The organism is Actinomyces respiraculi (assembly GCF_014595995.2).
Classification (GTDB): Bacteria; Actinomycetota; Actinomycetes; order Actinomycetales; family Actinomycetaceae; genus Actinomyces; species Actinomyces respiraculi.
In genome coordinates this window covers 715,850-732,151 of the sequence record NZ_CP063989.1, presented here as the reverse complement: position 1 = coordinate 732,151, position 16,302 = coordinate 715,850, and the positions used below count along the sequence as shown (strand labels likewise).

The window sequence follows — 16,302 nt, the reverse complement described above, 5'->3', positions numbered from 1 at the left end:
TCTTACGAATCCCACTAGTCTAACTTTTCTTACTCGCGTAACCTGTGGTCATGAGCACACCATCAGGACCACGGCCCGGTAAGTTCGCCGCCACCATCACACTCGGCCCCAAGGGCCAGATCGTCATCCCCAAGGCAGCCAGGGAACTGTGCGGGATCAAGCCCGGGGACAGCGTCCTCCTCCTGGCGGACGCCGAGCAGGGCATCGGCATCGTCCGTCAGGAGCTCTTCACGGAGTTCATCGCCACCGTTCTGAGCGGCGCCGCGCAGCCTCCGACAGCACCCACCAGTGCCCAGCCGTCAACCGCCTCGCACACCCCCGAGGATCAGCCATGAGCGCCGTCGTCTGCAAGGACGTCACCCAGCACTTCGGCGACCTGACCGCCCTGGACTCGGTCAGCCTGGAGGTCCGCACCGGAGAGATCCTTGGGATCATCGGACCCAACGGCGCCGGGAAGACCACCCTTCTCAGCCGGATCGAGGGACTGGCCAAGCCGACGTCGGGCAGCATTGAGGTCCTGGGCCTGAACCCAATCGCGGATGCCCACGCCCTGTCCCTGCGCACCGGTGTGCAGCTGCAGCAGGCCGCCCTGCCACCGCGGCTCAAGGTCGGGGAGGCGCTGGAGCTCTTCTCATCCTTCTACCCCCGCACCCAGCCGTGGCGTCCTCTACTGCAACGCCTGGGCATCGCCACCAAGGCGGCCTCAGTGGGCCTCGATGGGGGCGGCCGGGGCCTCGATACTGCAACGCCTGGGCATCGCCACCAAGGCGGCCTCCTACGTGGACAGGCTGTCCGGTGGGGAGCGCCAGCGGGTCTTCATCGCTCTGGCCCTGCTTCACGAGCCCGAGCTGGTGTTCCTCTACGAGCTGACCACGGCCCTGGACCCGCAGGCTCGCCTGGCCATGTGGGACGTCGTGCGCGACATCCGCGACGACAGCACCACGGTGGTCCTGACCACCCACTACATGGAGGAGGCTGAGGCACTGTGCGACCGTGTGGGCATTATCGACCACGGCCGTCTCATCGCCCTGGACACCGTCCCCGCCCTCATCTCCGCCCACGGCGGCCCCACCACCCTTCAGCTCGAACTGGCCCAGGAGGCGCCGGAGTCCCTGTCCGAGCTCGAGGGCGTGACCGAGGTCGAGCGGGGACACAGCGCCACCGGCGCACCCACCGCGACCGCGCGCGGGACCGGGGCCTTTGCCCAGAGGGCCCTGGAGCACCTGAGCAGCTGCGGCGTGACCGAGCACGCCATGTCCACCACCGCCCCGTCCCTGGAGGACGTCTTTCTGAACCTCACCGGCCGTACGATGCGAGAGGACCACTGAGATGCGCGCCTACAAGACCCTGACGGTCATGCTCATACGCTCGTCCCTGCGCGATCCGATCGGCCTGTTCTTCTCCATTGTCTTCGCACCCCTGCTGGTGGCGATCCTGGGTGCGGTCTTCGGCAACGACCCGATGCCGCAGTTCGGCAACCGGGGCTTCGTCGATGCGATCCTGCCGGCCTGCGTCGCCATGGTCATGGGCATGACCGGCTTCATACTGCTGCCGGTCAATCAGCTGCAGGCTCGTGAGTCCGGGGCCCTGGGCCGCCTGCGCGCCACGCCCCTGAGCCCGCAGACTCTTGTGGCCGCGGACCTGACCGTCAACGCGGTCATCTCTCTGGTCGGCGTCATCCTGGCCCTGCTGGTCGGCTCGCTCGGATTCGGCGCCACGCCGAGCGGCAGCGCGGTAGGCGTGCTGGGCGCTGTTGTCCTGGGACTGACCGCGTTCCTGACCCTGGGCTACGCGCTGGCCGCGATCTACCCCGGTCCCAAGGCGGCCAACGGAATCGGCAACGGCCTGTTCCTTACGTCGATCCTGACCTCCGGGGCCTTCATCCCCACGGCCGACGTTCCCGCGAGCCTGGAGCGGATCCAGAAGGCCTCGCCCTCCTATTACCTCTCTGAGCTGCTGCGCGGACAGTGGACCGGGCAGCCCTGGTCCCAGTACACGACGGCGGTCGCGGTGCTGATGGTCATGACCGTGGTCTGCGCTGCCCTGGGGGCACGCTTGTTCAAGTGGGGCGTGTAGCAGCGTGGAACGGCGGATGCCGACCGTTGACAGCAGCTCTACTCGTTGTCCAATTCGCAGGTAAGAATCCTGGCGAGCTATCGCAAATCTGTGTCCAGGACGTCGGCAAGCGTCGCTGCCTCCACGCGGAAATACTCGTGGACGACTATGTTGCGCATTCCCACGATCGCCGCCCAGTCGATCTCCGGATGACGTCCTGCGAGGTCAGCGGGCAGATGGTTGACCGCCTCTCCAATGACACCGATATTGCGCAGCACAGCATCCTGCGCCATGCCGGCGAGCGCGGCGTCGGTCGATAGCATCGACTCCTGGTAAGCCAGGCACCGGTCGATCGCGTCGAGAATGTCGCGCAGCCTGTCCGAGACTGACCTGCTCACAGCGCCACCGCCTCCGCCAGTGCTTCACGCGAGACCGCATCGCGGAGCACTACCGGGGCGAGGACATCGACCGGGCGCCCGAGCACGCGGCGCATTCCCTCGGTAAGACCAGCAATCCGCATAAGTGTGCGCCGATGAGGGTCCTCAAGGTCAACGAGGATGTCGATGTCCGACTGTGGACCGGCGTCGCCCCGCGCTACCGAGCCGAACAGCCGCGGGTTGGAGGCTCCGTAGCGGACGAGTAGTGCGTCTAGCTCATCGCGGTGGGCCGCCAGCATCTCACGCGCCTGAAGGCTCTCGGTCGTTGGAGTCATGGCCTTAGTGTCCCAAAGGAGCGACTGCTTGCCCATCACGAGTCATCAACTCTGTGTCGCAGTCCCACCGCGACTGACACCCATGCCTACCGCCGCCGCGCCGGACACTACTCGTCGGCGCCCCACATCGGCAGGGCACCGATATCGGGATCACTTCCAGGAGGCGAGCAGTAGGCTCCAATCGTGGGATACACGATAGGTGAGATGCGGCGCCTTCCCCAGGGAGCCGTTGAGCTCCACGATGCGCGTCGCGGCACCCGCCGCACTGTCACTCTGGAGTCCTTCGCCATCTCCTGCTCCGCACTTGTTTCAGACGGGGTTGACCGGCCAGTCAACAGCGTGACCTGGCTGGAAGCCATTCGACTGTGCAACCGATTGTCCGCCGCCCGTGGTCTGCGACCCGCATACGCCATCAACGATCAACAGGTGCACTGGAATGTGCGGGCGAACGGGTTCAGGCTACCGACCGAGGCCGAGTGGGAGTACGCATGCCGCGCAGGAACGATCGGCGTTCATTACGGAGACCTGCGGAAGATCGCGTGAACCTCGCTCGATAACGTCGACGAGCCGCAACCCGTGAGGCAGAAGCAACCCAACGCCTCCGGCATGTACGACATGCTCGGCAATGTGTGGGAGTGGTGCTGGGACTATCTTGACCCCGGCCGCTATGGCGACTACAGGGTTTTCCGCGGCGAAAGCTGGGCGGACCCTCCGTGGAGCGTCAGGGCTTCAGCGCGCCGGGGCAGTGCACCCGACGCCGTCGCCGACGGTACGGGGCTGAGGCTCGCGCAAGGCCCTGTCGGCACGAGTGGTGCGGATGAAGCGCAGGGATGGTCAGCGGACCAGGATCGTGCCAGGGCCTCCATCAGCGGTCCGTTACCCGCGGGTTGGACGCCGCTGCGCGCGCTGGCGGCCAGATGATTGACAGGACCAACGGCGGGAAGTGGATCTGACTATGTTCCGGCTGCCGGACATGAGCACTCTCAAGGTCAACGAGGATGTCGATGGCCGACTGTTGACCGGCATCGCCCCGCGCGACCGAGCCGAACAGCCGCGGGGTCGGAGGCGCCGAAGGGACGGTTCAAGCCCGTGAGGCTCGCTCGGTGACGGCCCGTAGGTAGCGGTCGCGACCGGCGAGGTCCTGGCCGGTGACCGCCTCGGTGAAGCCGGCACCGAGGGCGGCCGCCCGCAGCGCGGCCCCCTGCCCGGGGTCGTGTTCCATGACCAGCACGGCGCCGGGGCGCAGCAGGGCAGCGGCCCGCTCGACGACGGCGAGCGGCAGGCGCAAGCCGTCCGCTCCCCCGCCGTACAGGGCCAGGTCCGGGTCGTGCCCGGCCGTCTCGACGTCCTCCACCTCCCCGGCGGGCACGTACGGCGGGTTGGAGACGACCACATCAACTCGCCCGTCCAATTCGGCGAGCACGGCCGGGTCGGTGACGTCGCCGCGGATGATCTCCACCCGTCCCGGCGCCAGGTGCTCGCAGTTCTCCCGTGCCAGGGCGACCGCGGTGGTATCCGCCTCTACGGCCCACACGCGAGCGCCCGGCACCTCCAGGGCGACCGCGGCGGCGATGGCGCCCGAGCCGACGCACAGGTCCACGACCACGGGGGCACGCTCCTCCTCCGACGCCACCGCCCGGGCGGCCTCGATGGCGGCCCCGGCGACCACCTCGGTCTCGGGGCGGACGATGAACACTCCGGGCCTGCAGGCCAGCTCCAGTCCCCGGAACCACATCACGCCCAGGATGTGCTGCAGCGGCTCGCGGGCGGCACGACGCTCCACCAATTCCGCGTATGCGGCGGCAAAGCCCTCCGCGGCGCCGTCGGCGAGCAGGATCGGGCCGCCCAGCAGGTGCTCGGCCAGTAGCCGGGCGTCGACATCCGGCGAGGCGATCCCGGCGCGGGAAAGTCTTTTTGCCGCCTCACGCACCGTCCGCCGCAGCGCGTAGCGGTCCAACTCGGTCACAGTGGCTCACTGCTCGCCGGCGGCGGCCAGGCGCTCGGCCTCATCCATGGCGATCGCCGAGTCGATGACCGGGCCCAGGTCGCCGTCGAGCACGGCGTCGAGGTTGTAGGCCTTGTAGCCGGTGCGGTGGTCGGCGATGCGGTTCTCGGGGAAGTTGTAGGTGCGGATGCGCTCGGAGCGGTCGACCGTGCGCACCTGGGAGCGGCGCGTGGCCGCGGCCTCGGCCGCCTGGGCGGCAGCGCGTTCGGCAAGCAGCCGCGCCCGCAGCACGCGCATGGCCGCCTCCTTGTTCTGCAGCTGGGACTTCTCGTTCTGCATGGACACGACGATCCCGGTGGGCAGGTGGGTGATGCGCACGGCGGAGTCGGTGGTGTTCACGCTCTGACCGCCGGGCCCGGAGGAGCGGAACACGTCGATGCGCAGGTCGGCGGGGTCGATCTCCAGCTCGCCGGGGTCGTCGACCTCCGGCATCACCAGCACGCCGGCGGCGGAGGTGTGGATGCGGCCCTGGCTCTCGGTGACGGGGACGCGCTGGACGCGGTGGACACCGCCCTCGTACTTCAGGTGCGCCCACACGCCGTCCTGGGGCTCGACGGCGGTGCGCGTCTTGACGGCCAGGCGCACGTCCTTGTACCCGCCCAGGTCGGAGTCGGTGGCGCCCAGGACCTCGACCGCCCAACCCATGCGCTCGGCGTAGCGGGTGTACATGCGGGCCAGGTCGGCGGCGAACAGGGCGGACTCCTCGCCGCCCTCCCCGGCTTTGACCTCGATGATGACGTCGCGGGCGTCGTCGAGGTCGCGGGGGACGAGGACGTCGCGCAGGTGGTCGGCGGCCTCCGTCTCCGCGGCCTCGATGCCGGGCAGCTCGGCGGCGAAGTCGGGGTCCTCGGCGGCGAGTTCGGTGGCGTCGTCGAGGTCGGCGGCGGCCTGCTGCCAGGTGCGGTAGGCGGCAACGACGCGCCCGAGCTCGGCGTAGCGGCGGCTGAGCCGGCGCATGGTCCCGGGGTCGGAGGCGACGGCGGGGTTGGCCATCTCGGTCTCGATGCGGGCGTGCTCCTCGGTCATCGAGACAGCGGCGGAGAAGTCGTCGCTCATCGTTCTCCTGAAGGTTCGTCGTCACGTCGTGGGTCGAGACCCACCCAGTCTCGTCGGCGATAACACCAGTTCTCGCGGGGGATAACACCAGTTCTCGCGGGGGATAACACCAGTTCTCGCGGGAGGGGTGGGGACGCGACGACGCCGACGGCGGCTCCTCTCAGGGTGCCTTCCGTCGGCGTCGTGCGGGCTGCCTACTTCGCGCGCTTGCCGTAGCGGGCCTCGAAGCGGGCCACGCGGCCACCGGTGTCGAGAATCTTCTGCTTGCCCGTGTAGAACGGGTGGCAGGCGGAGCAGACGTCGACGCGGATCTCACCGGAGGTGACGGTGGAGCGGGTCTCGAAGGTGTTGCCGCAGGTGCACGTGACCGTGGTGGGCACGTAGTCGGGGTGAATCCCCTGCTTCATGGGTGTCTCCTAGCATTCAGAGGGCCCCGGGTCCCACGCCGGCGGGCGAGGGTGAACCGGAAACCAATCGGAGATTATGCCTGCGCGCCCGCCACTGCCACAACGGGCAGCGGCGGGCGCGAGCGTGAGACGCGACTCAGCTACCTGGCCGGGTTCTCCGAAGGAGAGAGGCTCATGCCAACTTGGCGTCGTCGTCGGCGTCGGCCAGGGAGGTGCCTTGCGGCGTCGTCTTGGAGATGACCATGAGGAACTCGGCGTTGGAGCTCGTTTCCTTGAGCTTGCCGATGACGAGCTCGAGGGCCGACTGCTGCTCGAGCCCGGCGAACAGGCGGCGCAGGCGCCACATGATCTTGAGCTGGGCGGGGTCGATGAGCAGCTCCTCGCGGCGGGTGGAGGAGGCGGCGACGTCGACGGCCGGGAAGATGCGCTTCTCGGCGAGCTGGCGCGACAGGCGCAGCTCCATGTTGCCGGTGCCCTTGAACTCCTCGAAGATGACCTCGTCCATCTTCGAGCCGGTCTCCACCAGGGCGGTGGCGAGGATGGTGAGCGACCCGCCGTTCTCGATGTTGCGGGCGGCACCGAAGAAGCGCTTGGGCGGGTAGAGGGCGCTGGCGTCCACACCACCGGAGAGGATGCGTCCCGACGCCGGCGCGGCCACGTTGTAGGCGCGGCCCAGGCGGGTGATGGAGTCGAGCAGGATGACGACGTCCTGGCCGAGCTCGACCAGGCGCTTGGCACGCTCGATGGCGAGCTCGGCGACGGTCGTGTGGTCGGAGGCCGGGCGGTCGAAAGTCGAGGCGATGACCTCGCCCTTGACGGTGCGCTGCATGTCCGTGACCTCCTCGGGGCGCTCGTCGACGAGCACGACCATGAGGTGGGCCTCGGGGTTGTTGACGCTGATGGCGTTGGCGATCTGCTGCAGCACGATCGTCTTGCCCGCCTTGGGCGGGGAGACGATGAGGCCGCGCTGGCCCTTGCCGATGGGGGCGACGAGGTCGATGACCCGGGGGGTCAGCGCCTTGGGGGTGGTCTCCAGGCGCAGCTGCTCCTGCGGGTAGAGCGGAACGAGCTTGGCGAACTCCGGTCGGCGCTTGGCTCGCTCGGGGTCCATGCCGTTGACGGCCTCGACGCTCACCAGCGGGTTGTACTTCTGACGGTTGGCGCGGTTCTGCCGGCGGCCGTTGCGTCCGCCCTGGCCGGAGCCGCCGGACTGGGAGGTCTCGCCGCCCTCACGGACCCAGCCGGTGACCGCGTCGCCCGCGCGCAGCCCGTTGTCCTTCATCTGCTGGCCGGAGACGTAGACGTCCTTGGCGCCGGGCAGGTAGCCGGAGGTGCGCAGGTAGGCGTGCTGGGCGTCGGCGACGTCGAGGATGCCGGCGACGGGGATGAGGACCTCCTCCTCGCGCGGGGCGCGCTGCTGGCCCTGCTGGCCGGCGGACTGACCCTCGCCCTGGAAGTCGCGGTCGCGTCCGCGGCGCTTGCGGCCACGACGGCGTCCGCTGCGGCCCTCATCGTCCCAGGAGTCGGAGTCGTCACGGCGCTGCTTGCGCTCGGCGGGCTCGACGGCCGGAGTGCCGGTGACGTCGGCGAGGTCGCGCATGAGCGCGGCCTTGGCGTCGATGTGGTCCTCGCTCAGCGCGGGGCGGTCGGCGCGCTCGTCGGGGGCGCCGGCGAGCGCCTGGACGCGACGACGGCGGGACAGGCGGTCCTGCGGGGCGCCGCGGTCCTCACGGGGGTCGCGCTCGTCGCGTCGCTGGTGTCGGCGCTCGCCCTGCTGGGCGGCGTCGCCGCCACGGCTGGAATCAGCAGTGCGACGGGCGCGCGCGCCCTGGGGGAAGTCGAGGTCAAGCTCGGCAGTGTGGGCGGGGGCACCAGCCGCGGCGGTGACGCGACGGCGGCGCGGGCGGGCCTCGCCGTCGGAGGCGGGCTGCTCGCTGCGCTCAGGGCGCTCAGCACGCTCAGGGCGCTCAGCACGCTCAGGGTGCTCAGCACGCTCTGCGCGCTCAGGGCGCTCGGCCGCCGGGGCGGATGCGCCGGCGTCGCGGATGGCGGTGATGAGCTCGCTCTTGCGCAGGCGGGAGGTGCCCTTAAGCCCCATGGAGGCGGCGAGCTTCTGCAGCTCGGCCAGACGCATCGTTGAGAGGGAGGCGTGGGAGGTCTCGGTCACGAGTGTCCTTCTATGTGCTGCCGGGAAGCGTCAGCGGACGCCGACGCAGTCCGGGATGCCGTCCGGTGACGGCATCGACGTGATGGGAAGGGACTCCCCGGAGGCATTCACGGGGGTCAGTCATGCAGCCCGTTCGGCTGCAGGCGGCGGTGCGGTGCGATCCGCAGGGCCGTTGGTGTCACTGTAGCAGCCAGTGGCACCCTGCTGGCACCCCAGGGCGGCGCCGACGGCGCGACAGCGCTGTCAGCGGCGGCGGCCCAGGAGGGAGTCCATGGGGGTGAAGTCGCTCATGGCGTCCACCGGCGCCTGGCGCGGGAAGCGGTCGATGTAGCCGGCCAGCTCCTCCCCCGCCCGGGCGATGCGCTCGGCCAGAGGCACGGTGCCGTCGCGGCCCGCACCACCCTCGCTCCAGGCGGCACCGAAGTCCTCACTGGCGGTGAAGACGGCGAGCGTCGTCGGCACGGCCTTGAGGTGGGCGAAGAGCGGGCGCATGGCGCTCTCGGTGACGAGCGAGTGGCGGGCGGTGCCCGCAGTGGCACCCATGAGGACGGGCGCTCCACGTAGGGTCCCGTCGGGCAGGATGTCGAAGAAGGACTTGAACAGGCCGGAGTAGGAGGCCTGGAAGACGGGGCTGACGGCGATGACGCCGTCGGCCTCTCCGAGCGCGTCGACGGCCTCGCGCAGGGCCCCGCTCATGGGCCCGCCAACGCTGGCCAGGGCGATGTCGGCGGCAAGCGGCCTGAGGGCAATGGGGGTGACCGTGGCCAGACGCGAGGCGCCCTCGAGGGCGGTGCGCGTGGCGGCGGCCAGGCGCTCGGCGAGCATCTGCGAGGTCGAGGGGGTCGACACGCCCGCGTGGAGAGTCACGAGGTGGGCGAAGCGCCCCATCTGGGTGTGGTCGTAGGCGTCGGCGCCGTCGGCGTAGGCGGGGGCGCTGACAGGCCCCGCGCTCGCCTCGGTCCGCGTGGTCTCGGTCATGCGTGGGCCTTCCGTCCGGTGAGCGGGTCGTAGGTGGCGGCGAGAGCAAAGGGCTCCTCGGCGGGCTGGGGCTCGCCGGTGAGGATGGCGCGGTGGCGCGGGTGGAGGGGCGCGTCGGGGACGACGGCGGGGCGCGCGGGGCCCTCGAGCTCGGCGCGCAGGGCGGGGACGACCTCGCTGCCCAGCAGCGCGATCTGGTTCAGGACCTCCTCGTGGGGCACGCCTCCCATGTCGAGGACGAAGGCCTGGCGCTGGTAGGGACCGACGATCTCGGTGTACCGCAAGTACTTCTCGACCACCTGCTCCGGGGTGCCGACGGCGAGGGGGGTGTGGGTGGTCATCTCCTCCAGGGAGGCCCCCTGGTAGACGTAGGTGTTGTGGAAGTAGGGCGCGTAGCGCTCGAGGGCCTCCTTCTCGGTGGAGGCCATGAAGAGCTGGCCGCCGAGGCCGACATAGGCCTGCTCGGCGGCGCCGTGCCCGTAGTGCTCGAAGCGCCGGCGGTAGAGCTCGACCATCTGCCTCACGTGGTCGGCGGGCCAGAAGATGTTGTTGTGGAAGAAGCCGTCGCCGTAGTAGGCGGCCTGCTCGGCGATCTGGGGGCTGCGGATGGAGCCGTGCCAGACGAAGGGCGCGGTGCCGTCCAGGGGCCTGGGCATGGAGGTGAAGTCGGTGAGCGGGGTGCGGAACTCGCCCTCCCAGTCGACGTTGGTGCGCTCCCACAGGGTGCGCAGCAGGTCGTAGTTCTCGACGGCGAGCTCGATGCCCTTGCGGATGTCCTTGCCGAACCAGGGGTAGACGGGGCCGGTGTTGCCGCGGCCCATCATGAGGTCGAGGCGCCCGTCGGCCAGGTGCTGGACGTAGGCGTACTCCTCGGCGAGGCCGACGGGGTCGTTGGTGGTGATGAGGGTGGTGGCCGTCGACAGCAGCAGGGTGGTGGTGCGGGCGGCGATGTGGCCGAGCAGGGCGGCGGGGCTGGAGGGGACGAAGGGCGGGTTGTGGTGCTCTCCGGTGGCGAAGAAGTCGAGGCCCGCCCGCTCAGCAGCCACGGCCATCTCGACCGTGCGGTGGATGCGCTCGTGCTCGCTCGGCGCGCGGCCGGTGGCGGGGTCGGGGGTGATGTCGCCGACGGTGAAGATGCCGAAGTGCATCTTGTGCGGGGTGGTGCGCTGCGCGGTATTCATCAGTCGCCTCTCTTTGCGGTGAGGCGACTATAGGCCAGTTCGATTGAAATGTGAACTACTTTGGTGTGAGGCCAGTCCTATGCCCAGCCCCCGCACAAGCCCGCCTCTTAGACGAGCACAGCCCCCTCCAGGTCAATGCCCGGGCGCAGCACGGTCCACCCGTGGCGCTGGAGGGTGAAGCGCGTCTCCTGCGACAGGTCGGCGAGCACGAGCACCGTCGGCCCCGCCCCCGAGATCACCGCCGGGTAGCCCTGCTCGCGCAGGGAGTCCATGACCGCCATCGAGTCCGGCAGGACGGAGCGCCGGTACTCCTGGTGCAGGCGGTCCTGCGTGCCCGCCATGAGCAGGTCGGGACGGCCCGCCAGGGCGAGCATGAGCACCGCCGCCCGCGAGGTGTTGAACAGCGCGTCCGCGCGTGGCACCGAATCCGGCAGGACCTTGCGGGCCTCCTCCGTGGACAGCCGCGTCCTCGACGGCGGCACGAGCAGGCTCACCGGCAAGGTGGCATCCACCGGCATCGGGGCGACGCGGGCCCTGCCGTCCTCCTCCGTCCAGGCGACGGTGGCGCCGCCGTAGACCGCGGGCGCCACATTGTCCGGGTGCCCCTCGAAGCCGGTGGCGAGCTGGAGGATGAGGTCGTCGTCCAGCAGCTCGGGATCGTTGATCAGTCCTCGGGCCAACATGAGCCCGGCGACGGCGGCGCACGCGGAGGAGCCCATTCCACCACCGTGGGGGATGCGGTTAACGCAGTGCACCTCGAAGCCCGCCTGGGGGGCTCCGACGGCGTCCAGCCCGGCACGCAGGGCCCGGACCACAAGGTTGGAGTCATCCGTAGGAACGACGCCGACGCCCACACCTTCGACGGTCACCACCGTCGGGCCGGTGACCGGCCGGACGCTGACCTCGTCGTAGTAGCGGAAGGCCATCCCGAAGGAGTCGAAGCCGGGCCCCATGTTCGCGGTGGTGGCGGGCACCCGCACCGCGGCGGACTCGTGCGACAGGCGGACGCTCACTCCCCCTCCACACGCTGGATCGAGACGACGGCGAGGACGCGCTCCTGGGAGCGCAGGGCCTCAACAGCGGCGTTGAGGCGCTTGACGGCAGCCGGGTGGGTGACGATGGTGACAACCGCCTGGTCCCCGCCGACGTAGGCGCTCTGGCGCACCGAGTCGATGGAGACGGCATTGGCGGCGAAGGCGGTGGCCACCGCGGCCAGCGAGCCCGGCTGGTCGTCCACGCGCAGCTGGATCTGGTAACGGGTGATGGCGGCCTCGGGGCCGAGCACCGGCAGGTCGGCGTAGGAGGACTCGCGCGGCGCCTGGCCTCCGTTGACGCGGTGCGCGGCAGCGGCCACGACGTCGGACAGGACGGCGGAGGCGGTGGGGGCACCACCGGCCCCCTTGCCGTAGAACATGAGCCGGCCGGCGGACTCGGCCTCGACGAGGACGGCGTTGAAGGCGCCGTGGACGCTGGCCAGCGGGTGGTCGGCGGGCACGAGCGCCGGGTGGACGCGCACGCTCACGCCCTCGGCCGCGTCGTCCAGGGCCACGCGCTGGGCGATGGCCAGCAGCTTGAGCTCGCAGCCTGAGGCGTGTGCCTCGCGGATGTCCTCGGCGGTGATGGAGCGGATGCCCTCGACGAGGACGTCGTCGATGCCGACGCGGGTGTGGAAGGCGAGGGAGGCGATAATGGCGGCCTTGGCGGCGGCGTCGAGGCCGTCGACGTCGGCGGTGGGGTCGGCCTCGGCGTAGCCGAGCTCCTGGGCGGTGGCCAGGGCATCCTCGAAGCTCAGCCCCTTCGTGCTCATCTCATCGAGGATGTAGTTGGTGGTGCCGTTGACGATGCCGAGAACGCTGGTGACGCGGTCGCCCGCCATGGACTCGCGCAGCGCGTAGACGACGGGGATGGCGCCGGCAACGGCCGCCTCGTAGTAGAAGTCGACGTCGGCGGCGGCAGCGGCGGCGTAGAGCTCGGGTCCGTGGGCGGCGATGAGGGCCTTGTTGCCGGTGATGACCGAGGCGCCGGCCCTGAAGGCCGCGAGGATGAGGGTGCGGGCGGGCTCGATTCCGCCGATGAGCTCGATGACGATGTCGTTGCTGGTGGCGACGGCGGTGGCGTCGTCGGTCAGCAGCTCGCGCGGCACAGCCGGGTCGCGGGGGGCCGCGAGGTCGCGCACGGCGATGCCGGTGACCTCCAGGCGGGCGCCGCTGCGGGCGGCGAACTCCTCCGCCTGCTCGCCCAGCAGGCGCACGACCTGCGTACCAACAGTTCCGGAGCCGAGGACGCCGACCTTGAGGACGGGACGTGAGGACGGGGAGGCGGGGGCTGCGGGCGGAGCCTGCTGGGTCATGGGACCACCTTGTTCTCGTGCGGCGGGCGGGGCGGGGTCAGCATAGACGGGGCCGCACGGGTGCCGCGCGGGCGTCCCGGCGCCACGGCGGGCCCTGTGGGGACAGCGCTTGACCACTACTGAGAACCGCTCTTATCTTAGGTGCGCCTATCCTGCGTCACGGGTGTCTCGACGTCGTTCATGCCACCCCGACCGACAACCCACCTACCCGAGGTCCCTATGAGCACCACTCCCGAAGCCCCGACCACCATCCGCACCTCCGCCCGCTCCGGGCTGCGCGACTCCGTCCTGGGCACCCGCAACCTCATGACGGTGGCCGCCCTCGGCGTCGTCGGCTCCCTGCTGGTCGTGCCCCTGACGTACCTGTCCATCATCGTCGCCGTCAACCCTCGCGGCATCCTCATCATGAGCGCCCTCATGGGCGCCTGGATGGTGCCGTACCTGCTGCCCGGCGTCCTGGTCAACAAGCCCGGGGCCTTCGTCATCTCCGGACTCGTCATGGGCATCATCTCGGCCTTCCTCACCCCGCAGGGCCCCGCCGCCATCCTCGGCAACATCATCGGCTCCCTCCTCGTCGGGATCCCCGTCGCCCTCTTCCTCTACCGGCGCTGGACCTGGTGGGTCTACCTGCTCTCCGGCGTCGTCTTCGGCGGCTTCAACGCCTCGATGTACTCGGCGGGCTTCCACATCGCCCTGACCACCCAGGAGACCATCATCGGCATCATCCTGGCGATCCTGTCCTGCTGGGCCGCCGTGGGCGTGTGCCTGCTGCTGCGCCGGGCCCTGGAGCGCACAGGGCTGGCCGTCTCCCGATGAGCGCCGCCGCCGTCGCCACCCTCCAGGACGCCGCCGTCCAGTACGCCCGCACCACCAGCTGGGTCCCCCAGGGCGCCACCCTCACCCTGCACCCGGGCACGACGACTCTTCTTCTGGGCCCCTCCGGCTGCGGCAAGTCCACCCTCGCCCGGCTCCTGCCCGGGCTCGTGCCCCACTGCCTGCCCTCGGCCTACCGCGGCTCGGTGCGGGTGGGCGGGCAGGAGGTCGCCGACGCCGAGGTCTCCCACCTGGCCGGCACCGTCGCCATCGTCATGCAGGACCCCGACGCCCAGGTCGTGACCACTCGCGTCCTGGACGAGGTGTGCTACGCCCTGGAGAACCTGTGCGTACCCGCCGCGGAGATCGAGCCGCGGGCCCTGCGCGCCCTGGCCGACGTCGGCCTGTCCGGCTTGGAGGCGACGAGTCCCTGGGAGCTGTCCGGCGGGCAGCGCCAGCGACTCGTGCTCGCCTGCGCGCTGGCCCAGGCACCGGCCCTGCTCATCCTGGACGAGCCCACCGCCAACCTCGACCCGGCCGCCACCACCGCCTTCTACCGGCTCCTGCCCCGCATCCAGGCCCACGGAGCGGCCGTCCTCGTCGTCGAGCACGACCTCGACGACGTCATCGAGCACGTCACCCACGTCATCGCCCTGGGTCCCAACGGCGACACCCTCGCGTACGGCCCCACCCGCCAGGTCCTCGCCCAGCACGGGCGCGCGGTCGCCCGCACCGGGGTGCGCCTGCCGTCGGCCACCCGCCTGGGCCACCGGCTCGAGGACGCCGGGCTCACCGCGCCCGTCGGCCCGGCTGGGGAGGACGGTGTTGACGGCGCCACCGTCCCGCTCACGCTGGCCGACGGCGCCCGCCTGCTGGCCTCGGCCCACCTGCCCCAGCCCCCACCGCGCCCGGCCGTCTCCGCGAGCTCGGCCACACCCCCCGGCCAACCCACCCCCTCAGACACGACCGGCCAAACCGGCCCGCCCACCCCCACTCCCCCGGCCCTGGAGGTCCGCGACCTCGACGTCCCACGCGGACGGCGGCGACGCCGTCGGACAGTCCTGAGCGGTATCAACCTCACTCTCGAACCCGGCCGGATCCTCGCCGTCACCGGGGCCAACGGCTCGGGCAAGACCACCCTCATGCGCGCCCTGGCCGGACTCGAGCCCTGGACCCGCGGCAGCGTCACGGTCGCCGGCCGCGAGCGCCGCCCGGGCGTGAGCGCAGAGGAGGTCACCCTCGTCACCCAGAACCCCGAGCACCAGCTCCTCGAGCGCACCGTGGCCGACGAGCTCGCCCACGGCCTGCGCCTGGCGGGCGCCGACGAGCAGGAGGTGCAGCGCTCGGTCAGCGAGCGCCTGGAGCGCTTCGGCCTGACCGACCACGCCGAGATCAGCCCCTTCCTGCTCTCCGGCGGCCAACAGAGGCGCCTGTCAGTGGCCTCGGTCCTGGGCCGGCGTCGGGACCTCATCTGCCTCGACGAGCCCACCTTCGGGCAGGACCACCACAGCTGCGACGCCCTCATGGCACTGCTGCGCTCCATCGCCGACGAGGGTACCGCCGTCGTGCTCACTACTCATGACATGGGACTCGTCGCCGAGCACGCCGACAGCGTTCTCGTCCTGTCCGACGGCAAGGTCCTGGCCCAGGGCGACCCCGAGGAGATCCTGGGTGAGGCCGACCTGCTTGAGCGCGCCGGCCTCACGCCCCCGCCACTGGCGCGCATGCGAGCGCTCGCCCTCGCGACGGGCGCATCCCTGCCCCCACTGACCCGGTGGGAGGACCTGCCGTGAACCCACACCCCACCGGCTTCGACCCGCTGTCGCCCTTCGCCGCCCTGGTGCCCCTCATGGTGGTCACCGCCCTCACGGCCACACCCCAGCTGCCGGTTCTCGTCCTGGCGGTGGGCACGCTCCTGCTCATCGTGGCGGACCTGCGCCGCGGCAGCCTCGCCGCGCTCATCGTCCTCACGATCGCGCTGCTCATCGGATCGTCCTTGGCGGCCAGCGCCCCCATTGAGCGGGTGGGCGCCTCCGAGACCGTGCTCGCCCTGGGGACCTTCGAGTTGCAGCGCAACCAGCTGCTCGCCGGTGTGCGCCTGGGCGCCAAGCTCGGCTCGGTCATGTCCCTGTGCGTGCTCACGGGCCTGCTCTCGCGCCCCGAGGACCTGCTACGCGCCCTGACCACCCACCTGCGCGTGCCCTACCGCGTCGCCTATGCGGGTGTCGCCGCCATCAGCTTCCGCCAGCGCCTGGCCGCCGAGTACCGGGCCGTCAAGGAGGCGCACGCCCTGCGCGGCACCCGCGCGCCCCTGCCGGTGCTGCGGCCCCTCGTGCGGGCGGTCACCGCCGGGCCGGCCGTGACCGCGGGGGCCGTGCGCCACGCCGAGCGGGTGGCGGCCTCCATGGATGCGCGCGGCTTCGGCGCCTACCGCGTGCGTACCGAGCGCCACCCGCCGCGCTGGCGCCGGCGCGACACCGTCCTCGTCCTGGCCGGCTGGGCCCTGGCCACCTGGCTGGCTCTGACCTTCGCCGACGGCGGCCTCGTGCTTCACGACATCTAGGACATCTAGCAGCCA

Annotated in this window: 17 protein-coding genes and 2 pseudogenes; 8 read left to right on the top strand and 11 right to left on the bottom strand. The window is 70.9% G+C overall.

Annotation, left to right across the window (positions count from 1 at the left end):
• Positions 1-50 precede the first annotated feature (50 nt).
• The 4 genes and pseudogenes from ID810_RS03000 to ID810_RS02990 all read left to right on the top strand — a co-directional run bounded on the left by ID810_RS03000 (position 51) and on the right by ID810_RS02990 (position 2,076).
• Positions 51-335 (top strand): AbrB/MazE/SpoVT family DNA-binding domain-containing protein, encoded by a 285-nt coding sequence (locus ID810_RS03000; RefSeq protein ID WP_166855222.1) that lies wholly within the window; start codon positions 51-53, stop codon positions 333-335.
• Positions 332-631 (top strand): annotated as a pseudogene (locus ID810_RS12370) (ATP-binding cassette domain-containing protein); the annotation flags it as partial. The gene ID810_RS03000 and the pseudogene ID810_RS12370, both read left to right, overlap by 4 nt.
• Before the next feature lie 148 nt (positions 632-779).
• Entirely contained in the window at positions 780-1,328 is a 549-nt protein-coding gene (locus tag ID810_RS12365; RefSeq protein ID WP_244960924.1) for a DrrA family ABC transporter ATP-binding protein, read from the top strand.
• 1 nt (position 1,329) lies between these two features.
• Positions 1,330-2,076: an ABC transporter permease gene (locus ID810_RS02990; protein WP_166855223.1), complete on the top strand. Its 747-nt coding sequence runs from the start codon at positions 1,330-1,332 to the stop codon at positions 2,074-2,076.
• 77 nt (positions 2,077-2,153) lie between these two features.
• Here the strand turns inward: ID810_RS02990 and ID810_RS02985 are convergent, their stop codons facing one another.
• Together ID810_RS02985 and ID810_RS02980 are read right to left on the bottom strand one after the other, a co-directional pair.
• Complete coding sequence (locus ID810_RS02985; RefSeq protein WP_196781517.1) at positions 2,154-2,453, bottom strand: HepT-like ribonuclease domain-containing protein; 300 nt, start codon at positions 2,451-2,453, stop codon at positions 2,154-2,156.
• Positions 2,450-2,767, bottom strand: a complete 318-nt coding sequence (locus ID810_RS02980) for a nucleotidyltransferase family protein (RefSeq protein WP_166855224.1) — start codon at positions 2,765-2,767, stop codon at positions 2,450-2,452. Before ID810_RS02980 ends, ID810_RS02985 begins: the two co-directional genes overlap by 4 nt.
• A gap of 204 nt (positions 2,768-2,971) precedes the next feature.
• Between ID810_RS02980 and ID810_RS02975 the strand changes: the two are divergent.
• Positions 2,972-3,688: pseudogene (locus ID810_RS02975) on the top strand (formylglycine-generating enzyme family protein).
• Here the strand turns inward: ID810_RS02975 and ID810_RS12775 are convergent.
• From ID810_RS12775 to ID810_RS02930, 9 genes are all read right to left on the bottom strand, one after another.
• Positions 3,633-3,818: a nucleotidyltransferase domain-containing protein gene (locus ID810_RS12775; RefSeq protein WP_166855366.1), complete on the bottom strand. Its 186-nt coding sequence runs from the start codon at positions 3,816-3,818 to the stop codon at positions 3,633-3,635. The pseudogene ID810_RS02975 and the gene ID810_RS12775 sit on opposite strands and share 56 nt — an antisense overlap.
• 30 nt (positions 3,819-3,848) lie before the next feature.
• On the bottom strand, positions 3,849-4,733 hold the full coding sequence (gene prmC, locus ID810_RS02965) for a peptide chain release factor N(5)-glutamine methyltransferase (RefSeq protein WP_166855225.1): 885 nt from the start codon (positions 4,731-4,733) through the stop codon (positions 3,849-3,851).
• A gap of 6 nt (positions 4,734-4,739) precedes the next feature.
• Positions 4,740-5,828, bottom strand: a complete 1,089-nt coding sequence (gene prfA / locus ID810_RS02960) for a peptide chain release factor 1 (protein ID WP_166855226.1) — start codon at positions 5,826-5,828, stop codon at positions 4,740-4,742.
• Between the two features lie 194 nt (positions 5,829-6,022).
• Positions 6,023-6,235, bottom strand: a complete 213-nt coding sequence (rpmE, locus tag ID810_RS02955) for a 50S ribosomal protein L31 (protein WP_166855227.1) — start codon at positions 6,233-6,235, stop codon at positions 6,023-6,025.
• Positions 6,236-6,407: 172 nt separating this feature from the next.
• The gene (gene rho / locus ID810_RS02950) at positions 6,408-8,402 is read right to left on the bottom strand and encodes a transcription termination factor Rho (protein ID WP_166855228.1); all 1,995 of its coding nucleotides are present in this window, start codon (positions 8,400-8,402) and stop codon (positions 6,408-6,410) included.
• 243 nt (positions 8,403-8,645) lie between these two features.
• Entirely contained in the window at positions 8,646-9,380 is a 735-nt protein-coding gene (locus ID810_RS02945) for a CE1759 family FMN reductase (protein WP_166855229.1), read from the bottom strand.
• On the bottom strand, positions 9,377-10,561 hold the full coding sequence (locus ID810_RS02940) for a CE1758 family FMN-dependent luciferase-like monooxygenase (protein WP_235931576.1): 1,185 nt from the start codon (positions 10,559-10,561) through the stop codon (positions 9,377-9,379). The genes ID810_RS02945 and ID810_RS02940 overlap by 4 nt, the downstream gene beginning before the upstream one ends.
• Positions 10,562-10,668: 107 nt before the next feature.
• On the bottom strand, positions 10,669-11,574 hold the full coding sequence (gene thrB, locus ID810_RS02935) for a homoserine kinase (RefSeq protein ID WP_166855230.1): 906 nt from the start codon (positions 11,572-11,574) through the stop codon (positions 10,669-10,671).
• Entirely contained in the window at positions 11,571-12,911 is a 1,341-nt protein-coding gene (locus ID810_RS02930) for a homoserine dehydrogenase (RefSeq protein WP_166855231.1), read from the bottom strand. Before ID810_RS02930 ends, thrB begins: the two co-directional genes overlap by 4 nt.
• Positions 12,912-13,130: 219 nt before the next feature.
• Here ID810_RS02930 and ID810_RS02925 point away from each other — a divergent pair, with 219 nt between their 5' ends.
• Genes ID810_RS02925 through ID810_RS02915 form a run of 3 tightly spaced genes read left to right on the top strand, consistent with a single transcriptional unit; the run spans position 13,131 to position 16,287 of the window.
• Positions 13,131-13,727, top strand: coding sequence for an ECF transporter S component (locus tag ID810_RS02925; RefSeq protein ID WP_166855232.1), 597 nt, complete (start codon positions 13,131-13,133; stop codon positions 13,725-13,727).
• On the top strand, positions 13,724-15,517 hold the full coding sequence (locus ID810_RS02920; RefSeq protein WP_166855233.1) for an ABC transporter ATP-binding protein: 1,794 nt from the start codon (positions 13,724-13,726) through the stop codon (positions 15,515-15,517). The genes ID810_RS02925 and ID810_RS02920 overlap by 4 nt, the downstream gene beginning before the upstream one ends.
• Complete coding sequence (locus tag ID810_RS02915; protein ID WP_166855234.1) at positions 15,514-16,287, top strand: energy-coupling factor transporter transmembrane component T; 774 nt, start codon at positions 15,514-15,516, stop codon at positions 16,285-16,287. The genes ID810_RS02920 and ID810_RS02915 overlap by 4 nt, the downstream gene beginning before the upstream one ends.
• The last annotated feature ends 15 nt before the right edge of the window (positions 16,288-16,302 follow it).

Excerpts from the sequence above, each read along its gene's own strand:
- ID810_RS02930 (WP_166855231.1), bottom strand. The coding sequence starts at position 12,911 with ATGACCCAGCAGGCTCCGCCCGCAGCCCCCGCCTCCCCGTCCTCACGT.
- prfA (WP_166855226.1), bottom strand. The coding sequence starts at position 5,828 with ATGAGCGACGACTTCTCCGCCGCTGTCTCGATGACCGAGGAGCACGCC.
- ID810_RS02920 (WP_166855233.1), top strand. The coding sequence starts at position 13,724 with ATGAGCGCCGCCGCCGTCGCCACCCTCCAGGACGCCGCCGTCCAGTAC.
- ID810_RS02990 (WP_166855223.1), top strand. The coding sequence starts at position 1,330 with ATGCGCGCCTACAAGACCCTGACGGTCATGCTCATACGCTCGTCCCTG.
- ID810_RS02945 (WP_166855229.1), bottom strand. The coding sequence starts at position 9,380 with ATGACCGAGACCACGCGGACCGAGGCGAGCGCGGGGCCTGTCAGCGCC.
- ID810_RS02980 (WP_166855224.1), bottom strand. The coding sequence starts at position 2,767 with ATGACTCCAACGACCGAGAGCCTTCAGGCGCGTGAGATGCTGGCGGCC.
- ID810_RS03000 (WP_166855222.1), top strand. The coding sequence starts at position 51 with ATGAGCACACCATCAGGACCACGGCCCGGTAAGTTCGCCGCCACCATC.
- ID810_RS02940 (WP_235931576.1), bottom strand. The coding sequence starts at position 10,561 with ATGAATACCGCGCAGCGCACCACCCCGCACAAGATGCACTTCGGCATC.
- rpmE (WP_166855227.1), bottom strand. The coding sequence starts at position 6,235 with ATGAAGCAGGGGATTCACCCCGACTACGTGCCCACCACGGTCACGTGC.
- ID810_RS02925 (WP_166855232.1), top strand. The coding sequence starts at position 13,131 with ATGAGCACCACTCCCGAAGCCCCGACCACCATCCGCACCTCCGCCCGC.